The sequence below is a fragment of the Rhodanobacter soli genome (assembly GCF_040548735.1).
Classification (GTDB): domain Bacteria; phylum Pseudomonadota; class Gammaproteobacteria; order Xanthomonadales; family Rhodanobacteraceae; genus Rhodanobacter; species Rhodanobacter soli_A.
This window is the reverse complement of record NZ_JBEPSD010000001.1, coordinates 2,227,150-2,252,496: the sequence shown is the minus strand read 5'-3', so window position 1 is coordinate 2,252,496 and position 25,347 is coordinate 2,227,150. Positions and strand designations below refer to the sequence as shown.

At 68.9% G+C, this 25,347-nt stretch carries 26 protein-coding genes; 16 read left to right on the top strand and 10 right to left on the bottom strand.

Features of this window, described 5'->3' with window-relative positions; translation table 11 throughout:
• Positions 1 to 5: 5 nt before the first annotated feature.
• Genes ABIE04_RS10190 through ABIE04_RS10180 form a run of 3 tightly spaced genes read right to left on the bottom strand, consistent with a single transcriptional unit; the run spans position 6 to position 3,238 of the window.
• On the bottom strand, positions 6 to 1,262 hold the full coding sequence (locus ABIE04_RS10190) for a heme biosynthesis HemY N-terminal domain-containing protein (protein WP_354549526.1): 1,257 nt from the start codon (positions 1,260 to 1,262) through the stop codon (positions 6 to 8).
• The gene (locus ABIE04_RS10185) at positions 1,259 to 2,410 is read right to left on the bottom strand and encodes a uroporphyrinogen-III C-methyltransferase (protein WP_354549524.1); all 1,152 of its coding nucleotides are present in this window, start codon (positions 2,408 to 2,410) and stop codon (positions 1,259 to 1,261) included. Before ABIE04_RS10185 ends, ABIE04_RS10190 begins: the two co-directional genes overlap by 4 nt.
• 57 nt (positions 2,411 to 2,467) lie before the next feature.
• A complete protein-coding gene (locus ABIE04_RS10180) occupies positions 2,468 to 3,238 on the bottom strand; it encodes a uroporphyrinogen-III synthase (protein WP_354549522.1) in 771 nt (256 codons plus the stop codon).
• 90 nt (positions 3,239 to 3,328) lie between these two features.
• Between ABIE04_RS10180 and ABIE04_RS10175 the strand changes: the two genes are divergently transcribed.
• The 3 genes from ABIE04_RS10175 (at position 3,329) to ABIE04_RS10165 (ending at position 4,820) form a co-directional block, all read left to right on the top strand.
• A complete protein-coding gene (locus ABIE04_RS10175) occupies positions 3,329 to 3,802 on the top strand; it encodes a YiiD C-terminal domain-containing protein (RefSeq protein ID WP_354549520.1) in 474 nt (157 codons plus the stop codon).
• A gap of 56 nt (positions 3,803 to 3,858) precedes the next feature.
• On the top strand, positions 3,859 to 4,272 hold the full coding sequence (locus ABIE04_RS10170) for a hypothetical protein (RefSeq protein WP_354549518.1): 414 nt from the start codon (positions 3,859 to 3,861) through the stop codon (positions 4,270 to 4,272).
• 101 nt (positions 4,273 to 4,373) lie between these two features.
• Positions 4,374 to 4,820: a rhodanese-like domain-containing protein gene (locus ABIE04_RS10165; RefSeq protein WP_354549516.1), complete on the top strand. Its 447-nt coding sequence runs from the start codon at positions 4,374 to 4,376 to the stop codon at positions 4,818 to 4,820.
• A gap of 72 nt (positions 4,821 to 4,892) precedes the next feature.
• Here ABIE04_RS10165 and ABIE04_RS10160 read toward each other — a convergent pair whose 3' ends face one another.
• A complete protein-coding gene (locus ABIE04_RS10160) occupies positions 4,893 to 5,975 on the bottom strand; it encodes a 2Fe-2S iron-sulfur cluster-binding protein (RefSeq protein ID WP_436410366.1) in 1,083 nt (360 codons plus the stop codon).
• A 54-nt stretch (positions 5,976 to 6,029) separates the two neighbouring features.
• Between ABIE04_RS10160 and ABIE04_RS10155 the strand changes: the two genes are divergently transcribed.
• The 6 genes from ABIE04_RS10155 (at position 6,030) to ABIE04_RS10130 (ending at position 11,082) form a co-directional block, all read left to right on the top strand.
• Entirely contained in the window at positions 6,030 to 6,470 is a 441-nt protein-coding gene (locus tag ABIE04_RS10155; RefSeq protein WP_354549512.1) for a hotdog fold thioesterase, read from the top strand.
• On the top strand, positions 6,467 to 7,426 hold the full coding sequence (locus tag ABIE04_RS10150) for a serine/threonine protein kinase (protein WP_354549510.1): 960 nt from the start codon (positions 6,467 to 6,469) through the stop codon (positions 7,424 to 7,426). Before ABIE04_RS10155 ends, ABIE04_RS10150 begins: the two co-directional genes overlap by 4 nt.
• 85 nt (positions 7,427 to 7,511) lie before the next feature.
• Positions 7,512 to 8,051 (top strand): DUF1190 domain-containing protein, encoded by a 540-nt coding sequence (locus ABIE04_RS10145; RefSeq protein ID WP_354549508.1) that lies wholly within the window; start codon positions 7,512 to 7,514, stop codon positions 8,049 to 8,051.
• The gene (locus tag ABIE04_RS10140; protein ID WP_354549506.1) at positions 8,051 to 9,232 is read left to right on the top strand and encodes a glutathionylspermidine synthase family protein; all 1,182 of its coding nucleotides are present in this window, start codon (positions 8,051 to 8,053) and stop codon (positions 9,230 to 9,232) included. The genes ABIE04_RS10145 and ABIE04_RS10140 overlap by 1 nt, the downstream gene beginning before the upstream one ends.
• A gap of 91 nt (positions 9,233 to 9,323) precedes the next feature.
• Positions 9,324 to 9,761 carry a hypothetical protein gene (locus ABIE04_RS10135; protein ID WP_354549503.1) on the top strand — a complete coding sequence of 146 codons (438 nt, stop codon included), beginning with the start codon at positions 9,324 to 9,326 and terminating at the stop codon, positions 9,759 to 9,761.
• Positions 9,762 to 9,909: 148 nt separating this feature from the next.
• Complete coding sequence (locus tag ABIE04_RS10130; protein WP_354549501.1) at positions 9,910 to 11,082, top strand: class I SAM-dependent rRNA methyltransferase; 1,173 nt, start codon at positions 9,910 to 9,912, stop codon at positions 11,080 to 11,082.
• An 18-nt stretch (positions 11,083 to 11,100) separates the two neighbouring features.
• Here the strand turns inward: ABIE04_RS10130 and ABIE04_RS10125 are convergent, their stop codons facing one another.
• The gene (locus ABIE04_RS10125) at positions 11,101 to 12,294 is read right to left on the bottom strand and encodes an NAD(P)/FAD-dependent oxidoreductase (RefSeq protein ID WP_354549499.1); all 1,194 of its coding nucleotides are present in this window, start codon (positions 12,292 to 12,294) and stop codon (positions 11,101 to 11,103) included.
• A gap of 125 nt (positions 12,295 to 12,419) precedes the next feature.
• Between ABIE04_RS10125 and ABIE04_RS10120 the strand changes: the two genes are divergently transcribed.
• From ABIE04_RS10120 to ABIE04_RS10110, 3 genes are all read left to right on the top strand, one after another.
• Positions 12,420 to 13,862 carry a DNA recombination protein RmuC gene (locus ABIE04_RS10120; RefSeq protein ID WP_354549497.1) on the top strand — a complete coding sequence of 481 codons (1,443 nt, stop codon included), beginning with the start codon at positions 12,420 to 12,422 and terminating at the stop codon, positions 13,860 to 13,862.
• A 77-nt stretch (positions 13,863 to 13,939) separates the two neighbouring features.
• A complete protein-coding gene (folE, locus tag ABIE04_RS10115; protein ID WP_354549495.1) occupies positions 13,940 to 14,542 on the top strand; it encodes a GTP cyclohydrolase I FolE in 603 nt (200 codons plus the stop codon).
• A 2-nt stretch (positions 14,543 to 14,544) separates the two neighbouring features.
• The gene (locus tag ABIE04_RS10110; RefSeq protein ID WP_354549493.1) at positions 14,545 to 14,871 is read left to right on the top strand and encodes a hypothetical protein; all 327 of its coding nucleotides are present in this window, start codon (positions 14,545 to 14,547) and stop codon (positions 14,869 to 14,871) included.
• Between the two features lie 55 nt (positions 14,872 to 14,926).
• Here ABIE04_RS10110 and ABIE04_RS10105 read toward each other — a convergent pair whose 3' ends face one another.
• The 5 genes from ABIE04_RS10105 to ABIE04_RS10085 form a co-directional block, all read right to left on the bottom strand.
• Positions 14,927 to 16,132 (bottom strand): ABC transporter permease, encoded by a 1,206-nt coding sequence (locus tag ABIE04_RS10105; RefSeq protein ID WP_354549490.1) that lies wholly within the window; start codon positions 16,130 to 16,132, stop codon positions 14,927 to 14,929.
• Positions 16,129 to 16,863, bottom strand: a complete 735-nt coding sequence (locus ABIE04_RS10100) for an ABC transporter ATP-binding protein (RefSeq protein ID WP_354549488.1) — start codon at positions 16,861 to 16,863, stop codon at positions 16,129 to 16,131. The genes ABIE04_RS10105 and ABIE04_RS10100 overlap by 4 nt, the downstream gene beginning before the upstream one ends.
• A gap of 11 nt (positions 16,864 to 16,874) precedes the next feature.
• Positions 16,875 to 18,440, bottom strand: coding sequence for an alpha/beta hydrolase (locus ABIE04_RS10095; protein WP_354549486.1), 1,566 nt, complete (start codon positions 18,438 to 18,440; stop codon positions 16,875 to 16,877).
• Positions 18,441 to 18,443: 3 nt separating this feature from the next.
• Complete coding sequence (locus tag ABIE04_RS10090; protein ID WP_354549484.1) at positions 18,444 to 18,641, bottom strand: helix-turn-helix transcriptional regulator; 198 nt, start codon at positions 18,639 to 18,641, stop codon at positions 18,444 to 18,446.
• A gap of 148 nt (positions 18,642 to 18,789) precedes the next feature.
• The gene (locus ABIE04_RS10085; RefSeq protein ID WP_354549482.1) at positions 18,790 to 19,401 is read right to left on the bottom strand and encodes a hypothetical protein; all 612 of its coding nucleotides are present in this window, start codon (positions 19,399 to 19,401) and stop codon (positions 18,790 to 18,792) included.
• A 606-nt stretch (positions 19,402 to 20,007) separates the two neighbouring features.
• On the opposite strand from ABIE04_RS10085, the gene ABIE04_RS10080 reads away from it, so the two are divergent.
• The 4 genes from ABIE04_RS10080 to ABIE04_RS10065 all read left to right on the top strand — a co-directional run bounded on the left by ABIE04_RS10080 (position 20,008) and on the right by ABIE04_RS10065 (position 25,160).
• Positions 20,008 to 20,562: a fimbrial protein gene (locus ABIE04_RS10080; RefSeq protein WP_354549480.1), complete on the top strand. Its 555-nt coding sequence runs from the start codon at positions 20,008 to 20,010 to the stop codon at positions 20,560 to 20,562.
• 61 nt (positions 20,563 to 20,623) lie between these two features.
• Positions 20,624 to 21,367 (top strand): fimbrial biogenesis chaperone, encoded by a 744-nt coding sequence (locus tag ABIE04_RS10075; protein ID WP_354549478.1) that lies wholly within the window; start codon positions 20,624 to 20,626, stop codon positions 21,365 to 21,367.
• Positions 21,364 to 24,129, top strand: coding sequence for a fimbria/pilus outer membrane usher protein (locus tag ABIE04_RS10070; protein WP_354549476.1), 2,766 nt, complete (start codon positions 21,364 to 21,366; stop codon positions 24,127 to 24,129). The genes ABIE04_RS10075 and ABIE04_RS10070 overlap by 4 nt, the downstream gene beginning before the upstream one ends.
• Positions 24,126 to 25,160 carry a fimbrial protein gene (locus ABIE04_RS10065; protein ID WP_354549474.1) on the top strand — a complete coding sequence of 345 codons (1,035 nt, stop codon included), beginning with the start codon at positions 24,126 to 24,128 and terminating at the stop codon, positions 25,158 to 25,160. Before ABIE04_RS10070 ends, ABIE04_RS10065 begins: the two co-directional genes overlap by 4 nt.
• The last annotated feature ends 187 nt before the right edge of the window (positions 25,161 to 25,347 follow it).

Below are 25,347 nucleotides of genomic sequence, written 5' to 3'. Positions count from 1 at the left end.
ACAACCTATTCGCGCAGGCGCGGCACGCCGTGCACGTCGCGTTCCTCGATCGCGATCGGCTGCGTGTCGGGCTGGCCGGGGTTGGCAGTCTGCGCCAGCGGGACGACCGCGTCGCCGCGGGCGGACGCCAGTGCGTTGCGATAGCAGCGCTGCGCCTGCTCCGTATCGCCCTGGCCGGCGAACGCGTCGCCCAGGGCTTCCCAGGCGGCGCTGCCGGGCGCCAGCGCCAGCGAGCGTTGCAGGTACTGCCGCGCCTTGCCCCACAGTTTCAGCCGCACGCACATGCGGCCGAGCGTGAGCAGCAGGTGCGCGTCGTTCGGGTGCGCGTCGAGCCAGCCTTCGGCGCGGCGCAGGCGCGCCTCGACGTCGTCGCCGGCCAGGGTGCCGTAGGTTTCGATCAAGAGCGGCGACCACTCGCGGCGCAACGCGGATTCCACTTCGTCCATCGCCGGCAGGGTCAACCCGAACGCGGCCGCGCGGCGGGCGTAGGCGTCGATCACCGCGGGCACGCGGCGCTGTGTCTTCGGCAGTTGCGACCACAGCGTGTTGAGGCTGGCGCCGTCCGCTGCGGCCTGGATGGTGGCGGCCAACACCTGCGCTTCCAGCGCGGCGTAGGCGCGGTTGCCCAGCGCGCCGCTCTTCTGCAACGGCGCCAGTGCTTCGCGGGCGCGCCGGATGTCGCCGTTCGCCATGGCCGCCTGCACCAGTTCGCGCCAACCGCCCGGGGTCAGCGTGCCCTTGTCGGCTTCGGGCACCAGCAGCGCCAACGCTTCGGCCGGCTTGCCTTCGCGGCGCAGCACGCGGGCGCGCAGCACGCGGGCCGCCTGCGGTGCGGATTGCGCGGCCTGGTCCAGCGCCTCTAGCGCACGGCCGTGTTCACCGCGGCGCGAGGCTGCTTCGGCCGAGGCCAGCAGGGCCGGGCCGCGCAGGCTGTCCAGCCGCGAGGCGCGGTTGAGGTCGCGCTCGGCGTCGCCGTGGCGGCCTTCCATCAGGGCGATCAGGCCGGCGCCAAGACGCTGCTGGCTGAGCCGCCGGTGCCGCCGCGAGAACGCGCCGAACGGCCAGCGCGCCAGCCGCCACAGCACGGTGAGCAGCGCCCACGCCAGCAGCAGGATGACCAGCGCCGCCACCACCGTGGTCTCCACCCGCCAGCCGCGCAGGCGCAGCAGCACATAGCCGGGATCCTCCGCCACCCAGTGCCAACCGAACGCGGCCAGCGCGGCGGCCACCACCAGCAAGCCGATGCCGTACCAGAGCCTCATGGCCGGGCCCCGCCCGGCGCCGCGGAACTGGCCGAGGCGGGACTGAGCGCATGCACCGCGCGCAGGTTGCGCAGTTCAGTCAACGCGGCGCCCAGTTGCACCGGCGGGTTCGCCGGCAACTGGCTGGCGAGCTGCTTCAAGGTCTCGCGCGCCTGCTGCACCGCCGGCGCACTGCCGTCGAACTGGTTGGCCAGCGCCGCGTCCACCCGCTGCAGCGCGGCTGCATAGCCCTTGCTGTCATAGGCCAGCAACGCTGCCTGCGCCTGGGCCAGGTCGAGCGCGGCCAGCTCGCGCGCGAAACGCGCATCGGCGACCGCCAGTGGCGCGCCGTCGTCGCGCTGCACGCTGACCACGCCGGCCAGCGCGCGGCGGATGCGCGACCACGCATCGGTGGCCTCCGCGGCATGGCTGTCGAGCGGCTTCAGCGGCAGATCGGCCAGACCGCCACGCAATGCCACCAGCTGCTGCAACGCGCCGGCCTGGCTGGCCGGCTGGCTCTTGGCCAGCGCCTCGCGCTCGGCGTTGACGCTCTGGCGCAGGCCGCTGAATGCGCCGTCGTTGACCGCGGCCAGGGTCTGGTCGGCCAGCGCGTACGCGGCGGCCGCGCCCTGCGCGTCATGGAACAGCGTGTAGCGTTCGCCGGCCATGCGCAGCAGCGATTCGGTTTCGTCCAGCAGCATGCCGTCGCGGCCGCTCAGCGTCTTCTCGGCGAGCTTGGCCACCGCGTCCTCGAGATGGCGCGTGCGCTCGGCTTGGCCGAGCAGTTCTTCGCGCAGCGAACGATTGACCTGGGCCGCATCGTCCAGCCGCTGGTTCAGGCTGCTGCGCTGGTCGCCCAGGGTAGTCAGCGTGGTTTCCAGCGTGGCCACGCGCTGCTGCAGACTGGCGACACTCTGGTTGTCGGCGGCGCTGCCCTGCTCCTGCTGCCACTGGCGCCAGCCGATGTAACCGGAAGCACCCACCGCGATCAGCGCCAGCAGCACCGCCAGCGCCAGGCTGCCGCCGCCACGCGGACGCGGTGCGGGCCGCGTGGGTGCGGTGCGGGTCGCGCGCACGGACGGTTCGACCATCACCGCATCGGGCGCAGCGGGATCGGGACGGGCGCCCTCGGGCGCGGCGGACGCGTTCGGCTTGTCTACGTTGCTCATGCGCGCATGCTAGCAGCCCATACGGCCGCGTTCGTAGCACGCGGATGTGAAGGGCGCTCAGTGCGCCGGCATGGCCGCGGCCAGCAGGTCCGCCGACAACGCCGAAGCCGCCGTGGCGATGCGCTGGAAACCCGCCGCACGCGCCGCCACCGCCAGCCGTTCGCTGCTGACCACCGCGGTCGCCGCGCACAGCCGCGTCCACGCCGCTGGCGGCAGCAACTGCTGCAAATTGTGCAGCGCCTCGGCGCTGGACAGCAGCACCTGCGACGAGGCCGGCAATGGCAGCAGCGCATCGACATGACGCCGGTCCAGCCGCGGCGGCACCCGCCGGTAGACGTGCAGCTCGTGCAGCTGCGCGCCGCGGGCGGCGAGTTGTTCGCGCAGCACGCCGCGGCCGCCGGGCGCGCCGATCAGCGCCACCCGACGACCACGCAGCGCGTGCAGCGCGGGATGTTCGAGCAGGCCTTCGCTGTCCTGCCGGCGCGGCGCCAGCGGCGCGGCGATGCCATGCCGGCGCAACGCCCGCGCCGTACCCTGGCCCACCGCCAGCACGGTCGCCGCGGTCTGCAGCGGCGACAGGGCCGCGGCGTAACGCACCGCGGCGGGGCTGGTGAAGACGATCAGCTCAGCCGTCAGCGCCGCACGCAGGCCCGCACGCGCCGCGGCGGCGTCCGCTGCGCCGCGCAAGGCCAGGCCCGGCAGCAGCAGCGGCACGCCACCGAGCGCGCGCACCCGGCGCGCCAACGCCGACGCGGTACCGGCCGGGCGGGTGATCACCACGGTCCGACCGTGCAGGTCCTGCTTGTCCCGAGGGGATTGTCGCTGCATCCGCGCACCGCGTCCGGCCACTGTCATGGCCCCAGTGTAGCGGTGGCCCTACACTGGGAGGTCTCCCCTTCCCCGCGGACCCCCGACCACGTGAGCACGACCGACGACGCAACACCGCACGCGCAGCAACTGATCCAGTTCATCCGCGACGAAATCCCGCTGGCCCATGCGATGGACCTGCAACTGGCCGGCTGCGACGACGATAGCCTGAGCCTGCGCGCGCCGCTGGCGCCGAACGTCAACGACAAGGGCTGCGCGTTCGGCGGCAGCCTGGTCAGCCTGATGACCCTGAGCGGCTGGGCGCTGGTGGAACTGGCGCTGCGCCGGCGCGGCCACGACTGCGACGTGTTCGTGGCCGAATCCAGCGTGCGCTACCTGGCGCCGCTGTGGCAGGACTTCCACAGCGAGGCACGGCTGGCCGTGGACGCGGGCTGGGACACGTTCTTCAACACGCTGGGCGCACGCGGCAAGGCGCGCATCGGCGTCGACTGCGTGGTCCCCGGCGAACACGGCAAGCCCGCCTGCACCTTGAACGCGCGCTTCGTCGCCAAACGCCGCAGCTGAGTCGCGCGCTTCCGCTTGAGGCAGAATGGGCGGGTATCCATCGGGGAGGAACCACCATGCGCCGCATCCTGAGCATCCTTGTCGTGCTGTCCGTGCTGTTGCTGGCCGGCTGCGCCACCAAGACCCGCAGCGACGCGCTGACCACCACGCTCAAGGCCTACGGCAGTGCACTGCGCTGGGGCGACTTCCAGAGCGCCGCGCAGTTCATCGACCCGGCGGTACTCGCCGCGCATCCGCTGACCCAGCTGGAGCTGGCGCGCTACCAGCAGGTCCGCGTGAGCGAGTACGACGACGGCGCCGGCCCGGTGCCGGCCGGCGACTTCGACGTGCGGCAGACCGCGACGATCAGCCTGGTCAACATCCACACCCAGTCCGAGCGCAGCGTGGTCGACCACCAGACCTGGCACTACGACGAGAAGACCAAGCACTGGTGGCTGACCAGCGGCCTGCCGGACATCACCCAAGACTGAGCGCCTGCCCCGGATCGGCGGGTGCCCCGCGCCGATCACGGCATACCCGTATAATCGCCGGTTTACCCGAGCAGATGCCATCAGGGCACAGTGGACTGACGATGAACGATTTCCTGCACAAGCTGCCCGAATTTATCGGCAACCATGTGGCCTTGTCGGCCCTGTTCGCGATCCTGCTGGTGGCGTTGATCGTCATGCAGGTCAGCACGCTTTTCAGCAAGATCAAGGAACTCAGCCCGACCGGCCTGACCCACCTGATCAACCGCGAAAGCCCGCTGCTGATCGACCTGTCGGCGATCGCCGAGTTCGAGAAGATGCACGTGCCGGGCGCGAAACACGTGGCGATGAGCCAGTTCGACCCGGAGCACAAGGACCTGGCCAAGGCGAAGGAGCTGCCGGTGGTGGTGATGGACAAGGACGGCCGCGGCAATTCGCTGAAGGCCGCGCAGCGGCTGGCCAAGGCCGGCTTCGGCAAGGTCTATACGCTGGGCGGCGGCGTGCTGGCATGGCACGCGGCGCAGTTGCCGGTCGCCAAGGGCTCCAAATAAGTAAGCAGGAACGAGTGGAGAGGAGTGAGAGGTGAGAGAAGAGCCTGAGCAGCGGCGCTTCTCACTCACTTTTCACTCCTCTCCATTCACTTCCCTGCGGTCGTGAATGCCGGCGCGCGCGGCCATGATCTGCGCCAGCACATCAGGCGCGTATTCGAACGAGTCGTAATACAGCCGCTCTTCCGGCAGTCCGGCGTCGAGGAACAAAGGGTGGGCGGCGTCGATCATCGCCGGTGGCCCGCTCATGTACAGGTCATGGCCGGACAGGTCGGGTTGATCGGCCAGCACGGCCTCATGCACCAGCCCCGTGCGCAGACCCGCGGCCTGTTCCGGCTCGGATACCACGGCGTGGAACCGCAGGTTAGGCAGTTCGCGCGCCCAGCGTTCGGCCAGAACGCGCATATACAGATCCGCCGCCGTGCGCGCGCCCCAGTACAGCTGCATCGGCCGGCGCGTACCCAGCGCAATGAAGTGTTCGACGATCGCCTTGACCGGTGCGAAGCCGGTGCCGCCGGCCATGAACAACATCGGCCGCTCGGAGTCCTCGCGCGGCACGAAGGTGCCCAGCGGTCCCTCGATGCGCAGGTGATCGCCCACCTTCAAGGCATCGTTGACCCACGAGGTGAAGCCGCCGCCGGCCACGTGGCGCACGTGCAGCTCGATCATGCCATCCGCCTGCGGGCCGTTGGCGATCGAGAACGGCCGGCGCTTGCCATCCTCCAGCAGCACATCCACATACTGACCGGGCAGCCGGTTGAGCCGACGCTCACCGTGCGCGGGCAGCAAACGCAAGCCGGTCACGTCCGACGCCAGCTGCCATTTGTCGGTGACCACCATGCCGAGCTGGCGCCGCGCGATGTCCTCCACCGAGGTCACCTCGCGCGCCTCCAGTAGCAGGTCGCTGGTCGGCACGGCCTGGCACAGCAGCACCGCACGATGGGCCAGCGCGCTGGCGCTCAGCGCCAGTGGCGGGTTGCGCGGATACTCGCAATGTCCCTGCAGCAAGGTGGCCTTGCAGCTGCCGCAGACGCCGGAGCGACAGGAATACGGCAAGGCCACGCCTGCCCGCTGCGCCGCTTCCAGCACGGTTTCGCCGTCGGCCACCGAAAACTGGCGGTCCGAGGATTTCAGGGTAACGGTATGCACCAGGCGCATTGTCGTTGCGATCGCAGCGGACAACAATGCGGGCTCGCATCACGGGAATCAACGATGAGCCTCTGGAAGCAACCCGCCGACCTCGCCCGCCTCAACGGCTGGAGCGCCAACACCATGATGGAGGCGCTGGGCATCCGCATCACCGCAGTCGGCGACGACTGGCTGGCCGGCAGCATGCCGGTCGACCAGCGCACCCACCAGCCGTACGGCCTGCTGCACGGCGGCGCCTCGGTGGCGCTGGCCGAGACCCTGGGCAGTACCGCGGCGATGCTCACGCTGGACCCCGAGCGGGAACTGGCGGTGGGCCTGGACATCAATGCGAACCATATCCGCGGCGTGCGCAGCGGCACGGTGACCGGCACCGCGAAGGCGCTGCACATCGGCCGCACCACCCAGGTGTGGGAGATCCGCATCGAGAACGAAGAGGGCGCGCTGGTGTGCATCTCGCGCATCACCATGGCGGTGATCCCGGCGCGCGGCATGGGCGTACGTTGAACGACACGCCGTACGCCAGCCTCACCCCCGACCTGGTGCTGGACGCGGTGAGCGCCTGCGGCCTGTGGCCGGACGGGCGCCTGCTGGCGCTGAACAGCTATGAGAACCGGGTGTGGCAGATCGGCCTGGAACCGGTTGGCGTGGAGCCGGCGGCGCCGGTGATCGCGAAGTTCTACCGGCCCGGCCGCTGGAGCGATGTTGCAATCGCCGAAGAGCACGCGTTCGCGCAGGAGCTGGCCGACGCCGAACTGCCGGTGGTGGCGCCGCTCGTTTTCGGTGGCCGCACCCTGTTGCATCACGCGGGCTTTCGTTATGCGCTGACGCCGCGCCGCGGCGGTCGCGCGCCGGAGCTAGAAGCCATCGACCAACTCCAATGGCTGGGCCGGCTGATCGCGCGCATGCACCTGATCGGCGCCCGTGCGCCGTTTGCCCACCGCGGCCGGCTCGACCGCGACACGATGGTGCAGCAGCCGATGCAGGCGGTGCTCGGCTCGTCCCTGCTGCCGGCCTCGTTGCACACGAACTACCGCGCCGCCGCGACGCGGCTGGATGCGGCGATCGCCGCACGCCTGGAGGCCATCGGCCCGGTGCGGCAGCTGCGCCTGCATGGCGACTGCCACCCGGGCAACGTGCTGTGGACCGACGCCGGCCCGCACTTCGTCGACTTCGACGACGCGCGCACTGGCCCGGCGGTGCAGGATCTGTGGATGCTCGCCAACGACGCGCGCGCGATGGAAGCCGTGCTCGAGGGCTACCAGCAGTTCCGCGACTTCGACCACGCCGAGCTGGCGCTGATTCCCGCATTGCGCGCGATGCGCCAATTGCACTATGCCGGCTGGATCGCCGCGCGCTGGCACGACCCGGCGTTCCCCGCCGCCTTCCCGTTCGCCGCCGAATCGCGCTGGTGGGAACAGCACGTCGCCGACCTGCACGAACTGGCCGACGAGCTGGAATGAGGGGTCGCTGCGGCATTCGACCGCAAGAACTTTCATCCGCACGCACAAGCAGGCATGCTTGCCGGATACCTTGCCGAGTGTGCCCATGAAACGATCCAGGACCGCCGCCCTGCTGCTGATGAGCACGGCCCCGTTGTTGCTGACCGCCTGCGACCGCAGCGAAAGCGCGTCGCGCGAAGGCCTGTACACCTCGGTCGAGGCCTGCGTGGCGCAGACCAACGACAGCAACACCTGCCAGCAGGCATTCGCCAAGGCGCAGCAGGACGCGGTGGCCACCGCGCCGCGCTTCGCCAACCGCGAGGCATGCGAAGCCAGCTACGGCAAGGAAAAGTGCGCCGAACGCAACGACGGCGCCAGCCATTCGTTCTTCGGCCCGCTGATGACCGGCTTCTTCCTGTCGCAGATGATGTCGCGCAACGGTGCCGCGATGAACGGCTTCAACAGCACGCCGGCGTTCCGCGACAGCAACGGCGGCTGGCAGCGCCCGGCCACCGGCGCCGGCGGCGTCTACCGCGGCGGCGCCGGTACCGCGATGGTGCCGGTCAACGCCACGCCGAACCGCGCGGTCACGGCCAGCCGTTCCGGTTTCGGCACGTCCGGCAGCAGCCGCGGCATCGGCGGCTGATGCGCCGGGTCGCCACGGCCGAGCGCCCCGACTGGCGCGCCAAGGCCGCCGCGTGCGGCTTCGGTTTCCACACTATCGACGACGCGCCGTACTGGGACGAGTCGGCGTACTACGCCTTCAGCCTGCGCGAGATCGAAGTCGACATCGAGGCGCCCAGCGAGGAACTGCACGCGATGGCGCTGGACATGGTCGGGCGCATCGTCGGCAGCGAGCAGCATATGCAGCAGCTGGCGATTCCGGAACCGTACCGGGACTGGATCGCGCAGAGCTGGCGCGAGCGCCAGCCGCACCTGTACGGCCGCATGGATTTCGCCTACGACGGCACCGGCCCGGCCAAGCTCTACGAATTGAACTACGACACGCCGACCTCGCTGTTCGAGGCCGCGTTCTTCCAGTGGCAATGGCTGGAAGACCAGCTCGCGCGCGGCCAGCTGCCGGCCGGCAGCGACCAGTTCAACTCGATCTACGAATCCCTGGTGGAAGCGTTTGGCACGATCGCGCGCGGCATCGCGCGGCCGTTCCACTTCGCCGCGGTGCGCGACTCGGTGGAGGACCAGGGCACGGTCGCCTACCTGCGCGATTGCGCGCTGCAGGCGGGCATCGACTGCGGCGCGCTGGCGATCGAGGACATCGGCATCTCCGCCGACGGCCGCTTCACCGATCTCGACGACCAGGTGATCGGCTGCCTGTTCAAGCTGTATCCGCTGGAGGACATGTTCCGCGAATCGTTCGGCGAGCATTTGCCGCGCTCCGGCCTGCAGCTGATCGAGCCGCCGTGGAAGGCGCTGCTGAGCAACAAGGGCATCCTGCCGCTGCTGTGGGACGCCCATCGCGGCCACCCGAACCTGCTGCCGGCCGAGTTCGACGGCGGCGGTGCGCTGCCGCGCGGCTGGGTGCGCAAGCCGCTGCACTCGCGCGAGGGCGCCAATATCGCGATGCACCTGGACGACGGCCGCGAGCTGCGCACCGACGGCCCGTACCGCGATGGCCCGTGCATCCGCCAGGCCTGCCATCCGCTGACCGGCTTCGACGGCCACTATCCACTGATCGGCAGCTGGGTGGTCGGCGACCGCGCCTGCGGCATCGGCATCCGCGAAGACAGTTCGCTGGTCACCCAGGACAGCGCCCGCTTCGTGCCGCATGCGATCGTCGAGGAAGCGCGCGGCGTGCTGATCGCCTGAGCCGGGTCGCCATCTGCGGAAAACAGCGACGCCCGCACCCATCCCGCCGGCCCTGCTCGGCTAAGCTTGCGTCTTTTGAACGGGGCCACGCGTGCGCAACTTTCTCTTTCGCCTGATCGGCATTCTCGAAGTCGCCGGCGGCCTGTACGGCGTGGCGGTGATGCTGCGCCGCCTGCTGCCGCTGGGCTCGACCCACGACAGCATCGTCGCGCTGATCGGCCTGCTCCTGTTCGGCTTCGTGCTGGTCGCCGGCGTGCTGCTGCTGGAAGGCAGCGAGAGCGGCGTGCGGCTGTCGCGCTGGGCGCAGCTGCTGCAGCTGCCGCTGATCGCCACCCCGGTGTTCAGCTATGCGCTGCACAGCGGCGCCTTCGTCAACGTGTTCGCCACCCTGCAGGCTGCGCCGCGACTGGGCATCGACTGGCATCTGGGTACGCAGGGCTTCGTGCTGGCGGTGGCCGGCCCCGCCGTGTCGCGGCTGGGCATCAACCTGCTGGCCTTGCTGTCGTGGCTGGTGCTTCGCCTGCGCTGATGCGCAGCCTTGCTCCCTCCCCTGCATCGCAGGGGAGGGCCGGGGCGGGGTTCGCTCTTGATCGTCCCTACCAGTCCGGAGCAACCCCCTCCCAACCTCCCCCTGCAAAAGCAGGGGGAGGAGTTTGGCCACCAGCTATCATGCGTGGATGAATATCCCCGCAGCCCTTCCCGTCATCCGCCTGAAGTCCGATCGCAACCCCGGCCACCCGTGGGTGTGGTCGGCGCAGATCTACAAGCCGGAGTCGAAGTTGCCGCCGGGCAGCCTGGTCGAGGTGCAGGACGCCAAGGGCCGCTTCGTCGGCCGCGCGTTCTGGAACGGCCACGCGCGCATCGCGCTGCGCCTGCTCGACACGCATCCGGACGCCAGCATCGACGCCGACTGGATCGCCGCGCGCATCGCCCGCGCCGTGCAGTTGCGCCGCGACTGGCTGCAGCTCGATCAGGTCAGCGACGCTTGGCGCGTGGTGCACAGCGAGGGCGATGGGCTGTCCGGCCTGATCGTCGACCGCTACGCCGACATCCTGGTGATCGAATACTTCGCCGCCGGCATGTGGCGTTTCCGCGAAGCGATCCACGCCGCCCTGCTGACGCACTTCCCCGGCACGCAGCTGTACTGGTTCGCCGAATCGCACGTGCAGAAGCAGGAATCGTTCGACTGCCGCAGCCCCGACGTGCCCGCCGCGTTCGAGGTGCACGAGCACGGCCTGCGTTTCCACGCCGCACCCGGCTCCGGCCACAAGACCGGCTTCTTCGCCGACCAGCGCGACAACCGCAAGCGCTTCGCCGAACTGGCCAAGGGCCGCCGCGTGCTCGACCTGTGCTGCAACGCCGGCGGCTTCGCCGTGCATGCGATGGCGGCCGGCGCGCGCGAGGCGGTCGGCGTGGATCTCGATGCGGGCATCCTGGAAGTCGCCCGCGCCAACGCTGCCGCCAACGGCGTCGAAGTCGGTTTCGAGCAATCCGACATCTTCGACTGGGTGCGCGCCGCGGTGGCGCGCGGCGAGCGCTACGACGCGGTGATCCTCGACCCGGCCAAGCTCACCCGCGACCGCAGCAAGGTGATGGACGCGCTGAAGAAATACTTCGCGATGAACCGCATGGCGCTGGACATCATCCCGCCCGGCGGCCTGTTGCTGACCTGCTCGTGCACCGGCCTGGTCGGCGAAGGCGAGTTCCTGGAGATGCTGCGCCGGGTCGCGCTCAACGCCGGCCGCGAAATCCAGGTGCTGGAAGTGCGCGGCGCCGGCGCCGACCACCCGTTCCGCACCGACGTGCCGGAAGGGCGTTACCTGAAGGCGGTGTTCTGCCGGGTGGACTGAGACCTCCGGAACTTGCAGTTACGCCTCGCGCGGCAGCCGCCCGCGCAGCGACGCCGCATCCAACGGTCCGGGTTGCGCAATCAACTCACGCGCGGCATCCACCTGGTCCCACGTGTTCCACAACAGCACGCCGCGCACGCGACCGGCTTCGAGGTAGTACACCACGCCCTCGCGGTTCGGCTCGCGCCACTCCTCGACCACCTCCAGTCGCGTATCCAGCAGGCCGACCGCTTCATAGCCGAGATCGAACAGGTCGGAATAGAAGAACGGCAGCGTGGTGTACGCCTCCTCGACGCCGGCCATCGCGCGGCCGGCGAGCCGGCCCATGCTGACCGCCGCATCTTCATGCTCGACGCGAAGGCGTCGATCCAGTGCCGCGCTGCGGAAATTCGCCACGTCGCCGGCGGCCCAGATGTCCGCGTCGCTGCTGCGCAGGTGGGCGTCGACCACGATGCCGTCGTCGACGGCGAGGCCGGCCTGTTCGGCCAGCGCGGTGTTCGGCGTCACACCGAGACCGGCCACCGCCGCCTCCACACGTAGCAGGCTGCCGTCGGACAGCACCAGCTCCACGCCGCCGTCGGTGGGGTTGCTGCCCTGCACGCGCACGCCGCTGCGCACGTCCACGCCGTGGCTGCGGTAGTAGTCGTCGAGATAGTGCGCCAAACCATCGGGATAACGCCCCGCGCCGATCGTCTCGCCGGGAAACAGCAGGGTCACCTTGCAGCCGAGGCTGCACAGCGACGCCGCCAGTTCGCAACCGATGAAGCCGCCGCCGATCACCGCGATGAAGGCACCGGGCTGGGCGTAGCGCCGCAAGGCCTGGTAATCGTCCAGCGTGCGGAAATGGATGATCCGCTCGCCGCCCTCGAACGGCAGCCGCCGCGGGGTGGCGCCGGTGGCCAGCAGCAGGCGGCGGTAGCGATAACTGTCGCCGCGGTCGTCGCGCGCCGTGCGCGCCACCCGGTCCAGCGACTCGATGCGCCGGCCCGAATGCAGCGTCGCGCCGCTTTGCGCGGTGGCCAGGTCGATATCGGCCACCGACTTGTCGCCCTTCCACAGCGCCTTGGACAGCGGCGGCCGCTGGTACGGCGGCTGGGCCTCGGCGCCGACGATGCCGACGTTCGCCGCGGCATCGACCTCGCGGATCGCCTTGGCCGCCGCATCGGCGGCCATGCCGGCACCGATGATCAGGTAATCGTGAACATGTTCCATGACGCTCTCCCAGGCCAACGGATCGGCCCATGATGCACCGCCCTGGCAGCGGCAACGTGAAATCCAGGCGCAGCCGATGAGACCGCTCGACGTACACTGGATGCATCGACCCGGGAAAACGTTCCATGCCGCTCAATGAAATCCTGCTGATCGCCCTCGTCATCCTCGCCGCGCTGGTGCTGCTGTTGCAGGTCGCGGTGCTGCTGCGCGGCCGCGGCGACCCCAGCCTGGGCGCGAAGCTGGACGCCCTGAAGGACGACAGCGCGCGCGTCGAACGCACCCTGCGCGAGGAACAGCGCGCCGGGCGCGAGGAGCTGCAACAGGGCTTCGACCGCTTCCGCGGCCACCTCGGCGAGCAGCTCAACGGCATGTCGCAGCAGCAGGCCGAGCGCATCGACGGCTTCGGCCAGCGCCTGAACCTGCTCACCGAACGCACCGATACCGGCCTGCAGGCGCTGGCACAGCGCCTCGCCGAGGACGCGCGCAAGAGCCGCGAGGAAACCACACTCGCGCTCAACCATTTCGGCGAGCAGCAGCAACAGCGCTTCGCCGCGCTCAGCGCCGAGCACGAAAAGCGCATGGGCGAAGTGCGCGCCACGCTGGAGGCCAAGCTCGGCGCGATCCAGCAGGACAACGCGGCCAAGCTGGAGCAGATGCGCGCCACCGTCGACGAGAAGCTGCAAAGCACGCTGGAGACGCGGCTGGGCCAGTCGTTCCAGCTGGTGTCCGAACGGCTGGAGGCGGTGCAGCGCGGCCTCGGCGAGATGCAGAACCTGGCGATCGGCGTGGGCGACCTGAAGCGCGTGCTGACCAACGTGAAAAGCCGCGGCATCCTGGGCGAAGTGCAGCTGGGCGCGCTGCTCGAACAGATGCTCACCGCCGAACAATACGAGTCCAACGTGATCACCGTGCCCGGCAGCAACGAACGCGTCGAGTTCGCGATCCGCATGCCCGGCCAGGGCGAGGGTGAGCACATCCTGCTGCCGATCGACGCGAAGTTCCCGATGGAGGACTACCAGCGCCTGCTCGAAGCGCAGGAGAACGCCGACATTGAGGCCGCCGGCATCGCCGGCCGCGCGCTGGAAATCCGCGTACGCGAAGAGGCCCGGCGGATCAAGAGCAAGTACATCGCACCACCGCACACCACCGATTTCGCCGTGCTGTTCCTGCCCACCGAGGGCCTGTTCGCCGAGGTGATCCGCCGGCCAGGACTGTTCGAGCTGCTGCAGCGCGAGCACCGCGTCACCGTGGCCGGCCCGACCACGCTGAGCGCCCTGCTCAACAGCCTGCAGATGGGTTTCCGCACGCTGGCGATCGCCAAGCGCAGCAGCGAGGTATGGGCGCTGCTCGGCGCGGTGAAGAACGAGTTCGGCAAGTTCGGCGTGGTGCTGGAAAAAACCCGCAAGCAACTCGACGCCGCGCGCAACAGCATCGACAGCGCCGGCCAGCGCACCCGCGCAATCGAGCGCAAGCTGCGCGGCGTGGAGACGCTGTCCGGCGAGGTCACCCAGCAGCTGCTGGGCGATGTGCCGGCGCTGGATGACCAGGGCGACGACATCGAGCCCTGAGCCGCGCCGGCCCCGGTGCCTGCAGGGGCTTGACGCGGACGCTAGACTGTCCTGATCCGCATACCCAGGACATCCGCATGAGCGACCAGCCCCACCCGAACGACGTCAGCCAGGAACAGGCCGAAGAGGCCGTGCGCACGCTGCTGCGCTGGGCCGGCGAAGACCCGGCGCGCGAGGGCCTGCTGGATACGCCCAAGCGGGTGGTCAAGGCGTACCGCGACTGGTTCTCCGGTTACGAATCCGATCCGGGCGACTACCTGCGCCGCACCTTCAAGGAGGTGAACGGCTACGACGAGATGGTGGTGCTGCGCGATATCGAGTTCGAGAGCCACTGCGAGCACCACATGGCGCCGATCATCGGCCGCGCCCACGTCGGCTACCTGCCGACCAACCGCGTGGTCGGCATCAGCAAGCTGGCGCGCGTGGTGGACGGCTTCGCGCGCCGCTTCCAGGTGCAGGAGAAGCTCACTGCGCAGATCGCCCAGTGCATCCAGGAGACCCTGCAGCCGGCCGGCGTGGCGGTGGTGATCGACGCCAGCCACGAGTGCATGACCACCCGCGGCGTGCACAAGCGCGGCGTGTCGATGGTGACCAGCCAGATGCTCGGCACCTTCCGCGACGACGCGCGCACCCGCGCGGAATTCCTGCAGTTCATCGGCATCCACGGCGGCAGCCGCTGAACGTGCGGCTGGCCGCCGCGCTGGCGTTGCTGCTGGCGGCGTCCGCTGCGCTGGCGCAGGACACGCGTTCGGAATACCTGCAGATGTTCGACAGCGATGGCGACGGCCGCGTCAGCGAGGCCGAATACCTGGCGTACATGGATCGGAGCTTCCGCAGCATGGACAGCAACGGCGACGGCATCCTCGAAACCGGGGAGCTGCCAGGCAACCGCGGCCGGCCGATCGCGCTGACCGACTTCCAGGACAACCTGCGCAGCCAGTTCCGCAAGCTGGACCGCAATCATGACGGTTATCTCAACGCGCGCGAACTGACCGCGCCGCCCCGATAACTCCCTCCCCTGCAACGCAGGGAAGGGTTGGGGTGGGGTCGCTCTTCGCGGCTCCTCAGGCCGAGATCGCCAGCTTTTCCGAGCGGTACAGCTGCACCGTCGCCAGCACCGCGAGCAGCGCCGCCGCGAGGCTGCCGGCCAGGCACAAGCCGAGCTGCTCGCCGGTGACGCCGTCGCCGCGCAGCAGTTGCATGATGCCGAGGTTTTGGCCCAGCAGCGGCACGGCGTACATCCACGCCTGCGCCTTGATCGGCATGAACGACAACAACAGGCTGGGAATGATCGGCACCAGCATCAGCAGCGAAATGTAGGTCTGCGCCTCGCGGTAGCTCTTGGCGAACGCTGCCACCATCGACTGCAGCACGGCCAGCAGCAGCACCAGCGGCAGCATCAGCAGCGACACGTAAGTCGCGAAATGCAGGCCCAGGTCCAGCTCCATGCCGATCTTCTCGGCGGGAATGAACTGCCCCACCACCGCGAACGCCAGCAGGGTGATCAACAGGCTGGCGGTGGAGAACGCGCAGATCGCCGCCAGCTTGCCGCACAGGATCTTCCAGCGCGCCACCGGGTTGGCGAACAGCGGCTCCAGCGACTGCCGCTCGCGCTCGCCGGCGGTGAGGTCGATCGCCAGGTACATGCCGCCCATGAAGATGGTGATCACGAAGAAGTACGGCAGCATCGCGAACATCAGCACCGCGCGCGACTGCGGCGTGGCCTGGTCGCGCCGGGCCACCTGCAACGGCCAGGCCGTGCTCGGCGACATCCCCCGCGCGACCAGCCGCATCGCGCCCTGCTGCCGCGCATAGCCTTCGACCAGCCTGGTCACCCGCTCCACCGAGGTATTGGCGTCGCGTTGCGAGGAGTCGTAGAACAGCTCGACCTGCACCGGTTCGCCCTTGCGCCAGGCCTTGCCGTAGTCGGCGGCGATGCGCAGCACCACGTCGGCGTCCTGCTTGCGCACGGTCTGCTCGGGATCGGCCACCGCCGCACCCGGCACCACGCCGCCGGCTTTCAGCGCCTCGAGCAGGTTCGGTGCGAATTCGGCACCGATCACTGGCACCGGCAGCGGCTTCTCGGCCTTCTCCAGTTCGCGGTTGAGGGTGACGTTGATCAGCATCACGAACAGCAACGGCCCCAGCAACGGGCCGGTCAGGAACGCGCTCATCAAGGTGCGCCGGTCGCGCAGGTTCTCCTTCACCTCTTTCAGGAACACGGTGAGGAAGGCGCGGCCACGCGGGGGTTTCGAGGTTGCCTTGTTCATGCCGCCAGTCCCTCGTCGGTGCCGATGATCTTCACGAATGCATCCTCCAGGTTGGCCGCGCCGGTCTGCGCGCGCAGCGCGTCCGGCGATTCGTCCGCCACCACGCGGCCGTGCGCGATCACCACGATGCGGTCGCACAGCGCGGCGACCTCCTGCATGATGTGGCTGGAGAACAGCACGCAGCGGCCCTCCGCCTTCAGCCTCGCCATGAACTGGCGCAATGCACGCGTGGCCATCACGTCGAGGCCGTTGGTCGGCTCATCGAGGATCACGTTGCGCGGATCGTGCACCAGCGCACGGGCGATCGCGGTCTTCACCCGCTGGCCCTGCGAGAAACCCTCGGTACGCCGGTCGGCGATATCGTCCATCTCCAGCGCCTTGACCAGCGCCTCGCGCCGGCTCGCCAGCAGGTCCTCCGGCAAGCCGTGCAGGCGCCCGAAATAGTCGATGTTCTCGCGCGCCGTAAGCCGCTTGTACAGGCCGCGCGCATCCGGCAGCACGCCGAGCTGGCGGCGCACGCCGAGCGGATCGACCGCCGCGTCGATGCCGTCCACCAGCACCTGGCCGCGATCGGGCGTCATCAGCGTGTAGAGCATGCGCAAGGTGGTCGTCTTGCCCGCGCCGTTGGGGCCGAGCAGGCCGGTGATTTCGCCGTCGCGGGCGGTGAAGCTGACGCCGTCGACGGCTTTCACCGTGCCGAACGCCTTGTGCAAATCCCTTACCTCGATCATGGCGCCGCTCCTTAAGGGGTCGAACCGTTGAAGTCGATGAAGATCGGCGTGGGCTGCAGCCGGTCCAGGCAGCTCGCGTCCAGCGTCTTCGGGTCGAGCTTCTCGACGAAGTGCTGGATCAGTTGTGGTGCGCAGCCGGCCGCCATCACGCTGTGCGCCTGACCCTTGAGCACCAGCACGCGCGCGTTCGGCAGGCCCTGCGCCACCTCGTCGGCATAGCGCGGCGGGGTCACCGGGTCGTACTGGCCGGCGAGCAGCAGCATCGGCTTGTCCGTCTTCAGCGGCTGATGGAAATCGGCCGGGCGCGTGCCCTTCGGCCATACCGTGCAGACCGCCTTCAGCGCATCCACCATGCGCGTGCCCAGGATGGTGTGTGCATCCTGCGGGCGCGCCGTGAGCAGGTCGGCATCCTCGCTGCAGATCACCGAGTACTGCATGCCGCTGCCCATCAGCTCGGACAATTCGCCGGACAGCAATTTGGCCTGGCCCAGCAGCGGGCCGACGTCGCCGTGCGCGGCCGCGTCGATCGACAGCGGCAGCAGCGCGGCAGTGGCCGGCGTGTACGCGAACATGCGCACGACGCTGGCCAGCGAGTCCTCGTCCAGCATCCGCTTCACCGTCTGGTAGCTCTGCGGGTCGCGGAAGCTGACCTCGTGCGGGTTTGCGCGCAGCGCGTCGCGCAGCTGGTACAGGGTCTGGTCCGGATCGCCGAACTGCTTCTTGCAGGCCGGCTCGGCGGTGCAACGGGCGAATTGCGCCTTCAACGCGTCGTCCAGGTTGCGCGCGAAATCCTCGCCCAGTGCCAGCGAATTCGGCACCGCGCTGTCCAGCACCACGCTGCGCACCGCATCCGGGAAACGCCTCAGGTACTGCTGCGCCATCCGCGTGCCGTATGACACGCCGACCAGGTCGAGCGGCGGCGAGCCGAGCGCCTTGCGCACATCCTCCAGGTCCTGCGCGGCGATCGTGGTGGTGTAGTAGCGCGGGTCGGCGCGGCCGGCCAGTTGTCGCAGGCAATCGGCGGCGGCGGCACGCAACTTGTTGGCGTCGAACGTGCTGTCGTCGGCAGGCGTCACCATCTCGGCGGACTCCTTGCAACCGAGCGCATTCGAACCACCGGTGCCGCGCTGGTCCAGCAGCACGACATGGCGATGCGCCAGCAGCGGTTTGAGCACCGACGCCACCATGCCCGCCGAGTCGGTCGCTGCCTGGCCGGGGCCGCCGGCGAGGAACGCCAGCATGTCGCCACTGGCCACCTGCGCGCTGGAGCGCAGCACCGCCAGCTTCAGCTTGATCGTGCGGCTGTGCGGGTCGGTGCGGTTTTCCGGCACCGGGAAGTCGGCGCACCACGCCGCCGTGCTGAGCCCGCTGTTCGGCTGCGCCAGTTCGCACGCGGTCAGCGTCAGCGAACCCAGCCGCCAGGTCGGCGCCTTCGCGGGTGGCTGCGGCTTGGCCGCGACAGCCGGCGCCGCAGGTACCGTGGCCGGTTCCCTGCCGTGCATCTGGTTCCACGCCAGGAAACCCAGGCCCACGACCACCGCACCGATGCGGATCGCGGTACGTCCATTCAATGCCATGCCCTACTCCTCACCCGGTACGAAAATCGATTCAATCGGACGGCCAAACAATGTCGCGATCCTGAACGCTAGCGGCAGGCTGGGATCGTACTTGCCGGTCTCGATCGCGTTGATGGTCTGCCGCGACACGTCCAGCCGCTCGGCCAGGTCGGCCTGCGACCAGCCGTGTTCGCCGCGCAGCTCGCGGACATGGTTGTTCATCGACAGCGCCGCGTGACCAGTACCCGCGCCACGCCGGCAGCCCAGGCGGCATGTCCGCCCTCAGCAACACGATCGAGAGCCGCAATCGTGCAACCGGGCATGGCGGGAATGCACTCGCGCAGATGGCGCGTGATCAGCGGGTTCCTCCTCACGGCAACTCCTCACCATGAGCGTGGCGACGACGCCAGCGCGCGATGCCAAGCACCAAGCCAAGCACGGCGAATCCGCCAGCGATGCCGCACAGCGTGCCCAGGCTGCTGTCGTCCAGCGATCGCCGAAACCACAGCGCAGGCGCGCCCAGCATGATGGCCATCAGCAGGAAGCGCTGGTACAGCGGCACGCGGCTTTCATCGTCGCAGGACAGGCTCACGCCATAGCGGCGCGCCACCCACCAGCGCGTGATGCCGTAGCAGAACATCAGCGCCGGAAAGACCCAGATCAGGATCGTGCCATCCACATGCCAGACCTGGGCCGAAGCGAGAAATCCGCCGATCATGCTGAGCGCACCCACCAGGCCCGTGGCGGCACCCAGCGCGATCAGGTGCGTACGCTGCTCCAGCTCGTCGCTGTCGCGGATGCGCCGCGCCATCAGCCCGATCATGTAGAGCATCGGCAACACCGGCGCCAGCGCCAGCAGCATCTTCAGCGGCAGCCCGGTCACCGTGCGCACCAACGGCCACACCCCCAGCATGACGGCGACGTACGCCGTCATCGCCAGCATCGACTGCCGCTGGTACTGCTTGTCGGAAAGACGAGGCATCACGTGCTCCTTCGGGGCAATTTCAGAAAGTCATCCGGCGCCGGCTGGAATTTCGCCGGCTGCCACTGCGGTCGTCTCATGGCCAATACGCGGCAGCACCGCTGTCCAGGTCCCAGGCCAATGCCAGCAACGGGAAAATCAGATGCGACCACATGTTCATGGCGATTCTCCCTGCCGATAAATGTCAAGCAAACTTGACAAATGAAAAGTACGGGAGGTCCCGTCATATGTCAAGCAAACTTGACTAAATCCGTAAAAACCACGTGATATGCTTGTCCGAATAGAGTGACGTAGTTGGCATTTTTTGGTGTCGAAATTTGTCAGGGATTGCCTACGTGCCGCGCGTAATCGTTGCCCTGTCTCAATCTCTACCCAGCTGTGATCGGCCAAGCACCTGAAGTAATCGTTTACACGCAATATTTGGCACGTGTATTGCTTTAACTCGATCAGCCGCACGGAATCCGCGGCAAACATTCCGTCCGGGGGGACTTCTCAAGGCGCGACACGCGCCGGGCCACAGCCTGTCGATCCAGGCGACCGCCCACCTTCCTCCGCCAGCAGCGCAAAGCCATCACCAACCAACACTCATCATTAAGGACACCCGCAATGAACAAGACCCTGCTTTCCACTGCGCTGGTCGCCATCATGGCCGCCGCCGGCTTCGCTCCGACCGCCCAGGCCGTCGACGGCACCATCAACATCACCGGCCAGGTGGTGGGCCAGACCTGCAAGGTCGAGAACACGGCCTACGGCACCCAGGCCACCAAGAGCGTGACCCTGCCGCTGGTGCTGGCGCCGGTGCTTGGCACGGCGGGCAACACTGCCAACAAGACCCCGTTCACCCTCAACATCACCGGCTGCGATTCGGCCCTGAGCACGGTGCAGACCCAGTTCTCCGGCGCCAACATCGATACCGTCACCGGCAACCTGAAGCTCACTGGCGTCGGCGCAGCCACCAACGTGGAGATCCAGCTGCTGAACGCCAGCAACGTCGTGATGCCGCTGAACGCAGCCAACGCCACGGCGCAGAACTCGCAGGTCGTCTCGCTCTCGGGCGGCGCCGCCACCATGAACTACTCGGCGCAGTACGTCGCCGTCGGCGGCGCGGCAGGCGCGGGTTCGGCGAACACCAGCGTCGAATTCACGATGAACTACCTGTAAGCCGCTTTCAGCCGCGGCCGGCAGCACCGGCCGCGGCCTTACTCTCCGGATCCACCACCCCATGAACAAACTCGTCTGCGCTCTCGGCGCGGGGCTGCTGACGCTTTGCCTGGCCCTGACCAACGCCCACGCCAGTGTCGTGATCGCCGGTACCCGCGTGGTATTCCCGGCCGCGAACGGCGAGGTCACCGTGCGCCTGAGCAACGATGGCGGCCAGCCGGCGCTGGTCGAGGCGTGGATCGACGACGGCGACCCGGCGTCGACGCCCGATGCGGCGAACGTGCCGTTCCTCATCACGCCGCCGCTGTTCCGCATGGATGCGGGCAAGGGCCAGAGCCTGCGCATCGTCTACACCAACCAGCCGTTGCCGAAGGACCGCGAATCGCTGTTCTGGCTGAACGTGCTGGAGATCCCGCCCAAGCCCGCGGCGAAACCGGGCGAGGCGCAGAACACACTGCAGTTCGCCGTGCGCTCGCGGCTGAAGCTGTTCTTCCGCCCGGCCGGACTGGCTGGCGATTCGCTCGACGCCGCCAGGCAGGTCACCTGGACCGTGGCCGCCGATGGCGCGGGTTACGCGCTGGTAGCGCACAACCCCACGCCGTACCACATCACCTTCAGCCAGCTGTCGCTGGACGTCGACAGCGTGGCGTACGCGCCCGGCAACGGCATGGTCGCGCCGCTGTCGACCCTGCGCCTGCCGATCAAGAACCTGCACCATGCGCCGACGGCCGGTACCGTGGTCGCCTACACCACCCTCAACGATTTCGGCGCCGCGACCTCCTACCAGGGCACGATCGAGCCGTGAAGCCGGGGCGCGCCAGCGCCACGCTTGCCGGCCGACGCCAACCCGTCGCCCGCCGCCGGCTGCTGTCCGCGCTGGTCGGCCTGGCGCTGTGCGGCTGGGGCGGCCATGTTGCCGCCACCGCGACGGGCGCGGATGCCGGCGCGTCTGCCGTCGACGCCAGCTTCGACCGCAGCCTGCTCTCCGGCGCGGGCCAGAACACCACCGACCTGTCACGCTTCGAACGCGGCGATTTCATTCCTGCCGGCAGCTACAGCGTCGACATCTTCCTCAATGGCGGCGCGTTCGGCCGTACCGACGTGCGCTTCGCCGCGGCATCGGCCGAGGCCAGCGCCACGCCCTGCGTGACCCCGGCGCTGCTCGACCGGCTGGGGTTGCACCCGGACAAACTGTCGGCACGCGTCAGCGCCGACCTGGCCGACGACCGCGTCTGCGTCGACATCGCCAGCGTGATTCCCGGCGCCAGCATGAGCTTCGCGATGTCCGACCTGCGCCTGGACACCAGCGTGCCGCAGGCCTACCTGGGGCAGCAGGCGCGCGGCTACGTCGATCCGAAGTACTGGGACGCCGGGGTGAATGCCGGCCTGCTCAACTACAACTTCAACAGCTACCGCACCCGCAGCGGCGGCCTGACGCAAACCTCGTCGTACCTCGGCCTGAACGCCGGGCTGAACCTGGGCGACTGGCACCTGCGCCACAACTCCTCGCTGAACTGGCAATCCGGCGCCGGCGGCGTGCGCTCCGGCCATCACTGGCAGAACATCGCCACCTACGCGCAGCGCGACCTGCCGCGGCTGCGCGCGCAGCTGACCCTCGGCGACACCTGGACCAGCGGCGAGATCTTCGACAGCTTCGGCCTGCGCGGCGTGCAGCTGGTCACCGACGACCGCATGCTGCCGCAATCGCTGCGCGGTTACGCGCCCACCGTGCGCGGGGTTGCCGACAGCAACGCCAAGGTGACCGTGCGCCAGAACGGCATGGTGATCTACCAGACCACCGTGGCGCCCGGCCCCTTCGCCATCGACGACCTGTACGCCACCGGCTACGGCGGCGACCTCGAGGTCAGCGTGGCCGAGGCGAACGGCCGCGTGCATACCTTCTCGGTGCCGTACGCCTCGGTGCCGCAGCTGCTGCGCCCGGGCGTGATGCGCTTCGGCGTGGCCGCCGGCCAGCTGCGCGACGAGACGATCGAACACAAGCCGGACGTGGTGCAGGTCACCGTGCAGCGCGGCCTCTCCAACCTGCTGACCGGCTACGCCGGCGCGGTGGGCTCGCAAGGCTACGGCGCCCTGCTGCTGGGCAGCGCCCTGAACACGCGCTATGGCGCGTTCGCCATGGACGTCACCACCGCACGCACGCGCATCCCCGGCCTGGACACGCTGTCCGGCCAGAGCGTGCGCCTGAGCTACAGCAAGACGCTGGCGCCGACCGGCACCTCGCTGAGCGTGGCCGCCTACCGCTACTCGACCAGCGGCTACCTCGCCCTGGGCGACGCCGCGCGCGCGCGCGACTACGCGCGCCGCGGCCTGCCGGTGTTCGCCGCCGGCCCGGCCCAGCCGCTCACGATCAACGGCGTACCGGTGTCGGACCTGCTCACCCCGGCGCAGCAGGCCGCGCTGGCCGGCGGCGACTATCGCGACTTCCTGGTGCCGAACGGCGTGGACCGCCAGCGCAACAGCTTCAGCCTCACGCTCAGCCAGCGGCTGGGCGCCCGCGGCGGCTCGCTCTACGTCAACGGCTCGGCCCGCGACTACTGGAACCGCAGCGGCACCGATACCCAGTTCCAGGTCGGCTACAACAACTCGATCGGCCGGGCGAACTACAACCTCTCGGCCAGCCGCGAGCGCGACCTGTTCGGGCGCAGCGACAACCGCTACATGCTCAACCTCACGATCCCGCTGGGCAGCAATCAGCACGCCCCGAACCTCACCGGCACGCTCACCCGCGACGGCAGCGGCGGCATGCAGGAACAGGCCACGCTGGGCGGCACCGCCGGCGTCGATGACCGCTTCAACTACGGCGTCACCGCCACGCACGGCAGCGGTCAGGCGGGCGGTGCGGGCAGCACCGGCAACGTCAACGCCGGCTACCGCGGCAGCTATGCACAACTCAACGCCGGTTTCGGCGCGGGCAGCGGCTACTCGCAGGCTTCGCTGGGCGCAACCGGCGGCATCGTCGCGCACCCGGGCGGCGTCACCTTCGGCCAGCCGCTGGGTGACACCGTGGCGATCGTGCAGGCGCCGGACGCCGCAGGCGCGCGCATCGGCAGCGCAGCCGGCGTGCGCATCGACCACGCCGGCTACGCGCTGGTGCCGTACGTCACGCCCTACATCCTCAACACGGTCAGCATCGACCCCACCGGCCTGCCGCTGGACGTGCAGCTGGACAGTACCAGCACCGAGGTGGCGCCGCGCGCGGGCGCCGTGGTGATGGTGAAGTTCAAGAGCGAGAGCGGCCGCTTCGTGCTGATCCAGACCCATCTGGCTGACGGCCGAACCCTGCCGTTCGGTGCGGAAGTGGAGGACGAGAAGGGCCAGGCGATCGGCGTCGTCGGACAGGCCGGACGCATCATGGTGCGCGTCCTTAATGAAACGGGCCGCCTCAGCGTGCAGTGGCAGGATCAGGATGTCGCCCAGACCTGCTCGTTGCTGTACCGGTTGAAGCCTCGCGGCAAGGACAAGCGCAAAGCCGGCGCCATCGAACAGATCGAAGCAACCTGCCAACAGCCACGGGCTACGGCGCAGGTCGCCAGGAGCGGAACATGATGCGCGCTACCCGACTGTGGACGACGCTATTGCTGCCGGTGCTGGTGCTTGCTGGCTCGCTGGGCTGGGCGCCGAATGCTGCCGCGGATGGCAACGGAAATGGCACGACGCAGCCATGCATTCCGGCACCCACAGCAGCTTATTTCCCGGCCATTCCCAACTTCGCGGCCTCCTCCAACGCGTACGGCCCGATCGGTTCCCCGGTTCGGGTATCGATTACCTTTAACTGCGGCAACAATGTGTTTGCCGGACAGGTCCAGCAGATCAGCATCTTTGCGCAACCGGCGGCCGGTGGAATCGTCGACCCAACTTACGGACTGCTGTTTCCGACCAGCGTAAGCAACATCTATCTGCAGCTGACGGCGCTCGCGCCGGCCTACCCGCTCACCAACCAAAGATCGGCGCTGATCGACGTTGTGAAGAGCAGCCCGTCGGCCACCGTGTGGTTCCAGGCCCAGTACATCAAGCTCGGCACCGGCACGGTCAACTCAGGCACGCTATCGACCATCAGTCCCGTCATCACCAACTTCAACAATGCGGACACTGTCAGTCCCGGTGGCAGCAGCACTTACGGCTCCCTGAACATGGCCGGCAGTACCACCGTAACGTCCGTGTCATGCACCGCGACGAGCCCGACGGTAGTACTCCCCACGGCTTTCAAGAATGCGCTGGCGAGCGCCGGCGCCACCTCCGGCCGCACGCCATTCGCGATCAACATCAGCGGCTGCCCTGCGGGCGTCCAGGTAGCGATCTCCCTGTCCGGGACCCCGGCCAGTTCGTCCGGCACACCGCTACCTGCGACCTCCGGCATTGCGCAGTCGTCGGGTTCGGATCCTAACGTCGCGGTGCAAATTCTCGACGGCGATACGCTCGCTCCAGTGGATATCAGTGGCACGCAAACCAAGTCGCTCGGCATCACGCAGTCAGGCGTGCCCCTGGTCAGCCGCTACTACGCGCAGTATTACGCGGTACAGCCAGCAGCCGGAGGGACGGTCGTCTCGCATCTGACGTACACCTTGTCCTATCCGTGACGGGCGCGGGATTGCATCCCGGCAAATGCCCATGGCGGTGAACAGTCAACATGACCGACCTCGCGGGCGCGTCTGCGAGAAACGGATGACGATGCGTGAAGGTCCCTGCTGCGCGCAGTACTTCCAGACTGCGCCGGCGGTCACCAGCGGCCCGGTCAAGGCCATCGTGACCTTCGACGTCTTTTAC

Coding starts and splice junctions, on each gene's coding strand:
- ABIE04_RS10190 (WP_354549526.1), bottom strand. CDS start 1,262: ATGAGGCTCTGGTACGGCATCGGCTTGCTGGTGGTGGCCGCCGCGCTG.
- ABIE04_RS10185 (WP_354549524.1), bottom strand. CDS start 2,410: ATGAGCAACGTAGACAAGCCGAACGCGTCCGCCGCGCCCGAGGGCGCC.
- ABIE04_RS10180 (WP_354549522.1), bottom strand. CDS start 3,238: ATGCAGCGACAATCCCCTCGGGACAAGCAGGACCTGCACGGTCGGACC.
- ABIE04_RS10170 (WP_354549518.1), top strand. CDS start 3,859: ATGCGCCGCATCCTGAGCATCCTTGTCGTGCTGTCCGTGCTGTTGCTG.
- ABIE04_RS10165 (WP_354549516.1), top strand. CDS start 4,374: ATGAACGATTTCCTGCACAAGCTGCCCGAATTTATCGGCAACCATGTG.
- ABIE04_RS10160 (WP_436410366.1), bottom strand. CDS start 5,975: ATGCGCCTGGTGCATACCGTTACCCTGAAATCCTCGGACCGCCAGTTT.
- ABIE04_RS10155 (WP_354549512.1), top strand. CDS start 6,030: ATGAGCCTCTGGAAGCAACCCGCCGACCTCGCCCGCCTCAACGGCTGG.
- ABIE04_RS10145 (WP_354549508.1), top strand. CDS start 7,512: ATGAAACGATCCAGGACCGCCGCCCTGCTGCTGATGAGCACGGCCCCG.
- ABIE04_RS10140 (WP_354549506.1), top strand. CDS start 8,051: ATGCGCCGGGTCGCCACGGCCGAGCGCCCCGACTGGCGCGCCAAGGCC.
- ABIE04_RS10130 (WP_354549501.1), top strand. CDS start 9,910: ATGAATATCCCCGCAGCCCTTCCCGTCATCCGCCTGAAGTCCGATCGC.
- ABIE04_RS10125 (WP_354549499.1), bottom strand. CDS start 12,294: ATGGAACATGTTCACGATTACCTGATCATCGGTGCCGGCATGGCCGCC.
- ABIE04_RS10120 (WP_354549497.1), top strand. CDS start 12,420: ATGCCGCTCAATGAAATCCTGCTGATCGCCCTCGTCATCCTCGCCGCG.
- folE (WP_354549495.1), top strand. CDS start 13,940: ATGAGCGACCAGCCCCACCCGAACGACGTCAGCCAGGAACAGGCCGAA.
- ABIE04_RS10105 (WP_354549490.1), bottom strand. CDS start 16,132: ATGAACAAGGCAACCTCGAAACCCCCGCGTGGCCGCGCCTTCCTCACC.
- ABIE04_RS10100 (WP_354549488.1), bottom strand. CDS start 16,863: ATGATCGAGGTAAGGGATTTGCACAAGGCGTTCGGCACGGTGAAAGCC.
- ABIE04_RS10095 (WP_354549486.1), bottom strand. CDS start 18,440: ATGGCATTGAATGGACGTACCGCGATCCGCATCGGTGCGGTGGTCGTG.
- ABIE04_RS10090 (WP_354549484.1), bottom strand. CDS start 18,641: ATGAACAACCATGTCCGCGAGCTGCGCGGCGAACACGGCTGGTCGCAG.
- ABIE04_RS10085 (WP_354549482.1), bottom strand. CDS start 19,401: ATGCCTCGTCTTTCCGACAAGCAGTACCAGCGGCAGTCGATGCTGGCG.
- ABIE04_RS10080 (WP_354549480.1), top strand. CDS start 20,008: ATGAACAAGACCCTGCTTTCCACTGCGCTGGTCGCCATCATGGCCGCC.
- ABIE04_RS10075 (WP_354549478.1), top strand. CDS start 20,624: ATGAACAAACTCGTCTGCGCTCTCGGCGCGGGGCTGCTGACGCTTTGC.
- ABIE04_RS10065 (WP_354549474.1), top strand. CDS start 24,126: ATGATGCGCGCTACCCGACTGTGGACGACGCTATTGCTGCCGGTGCTG.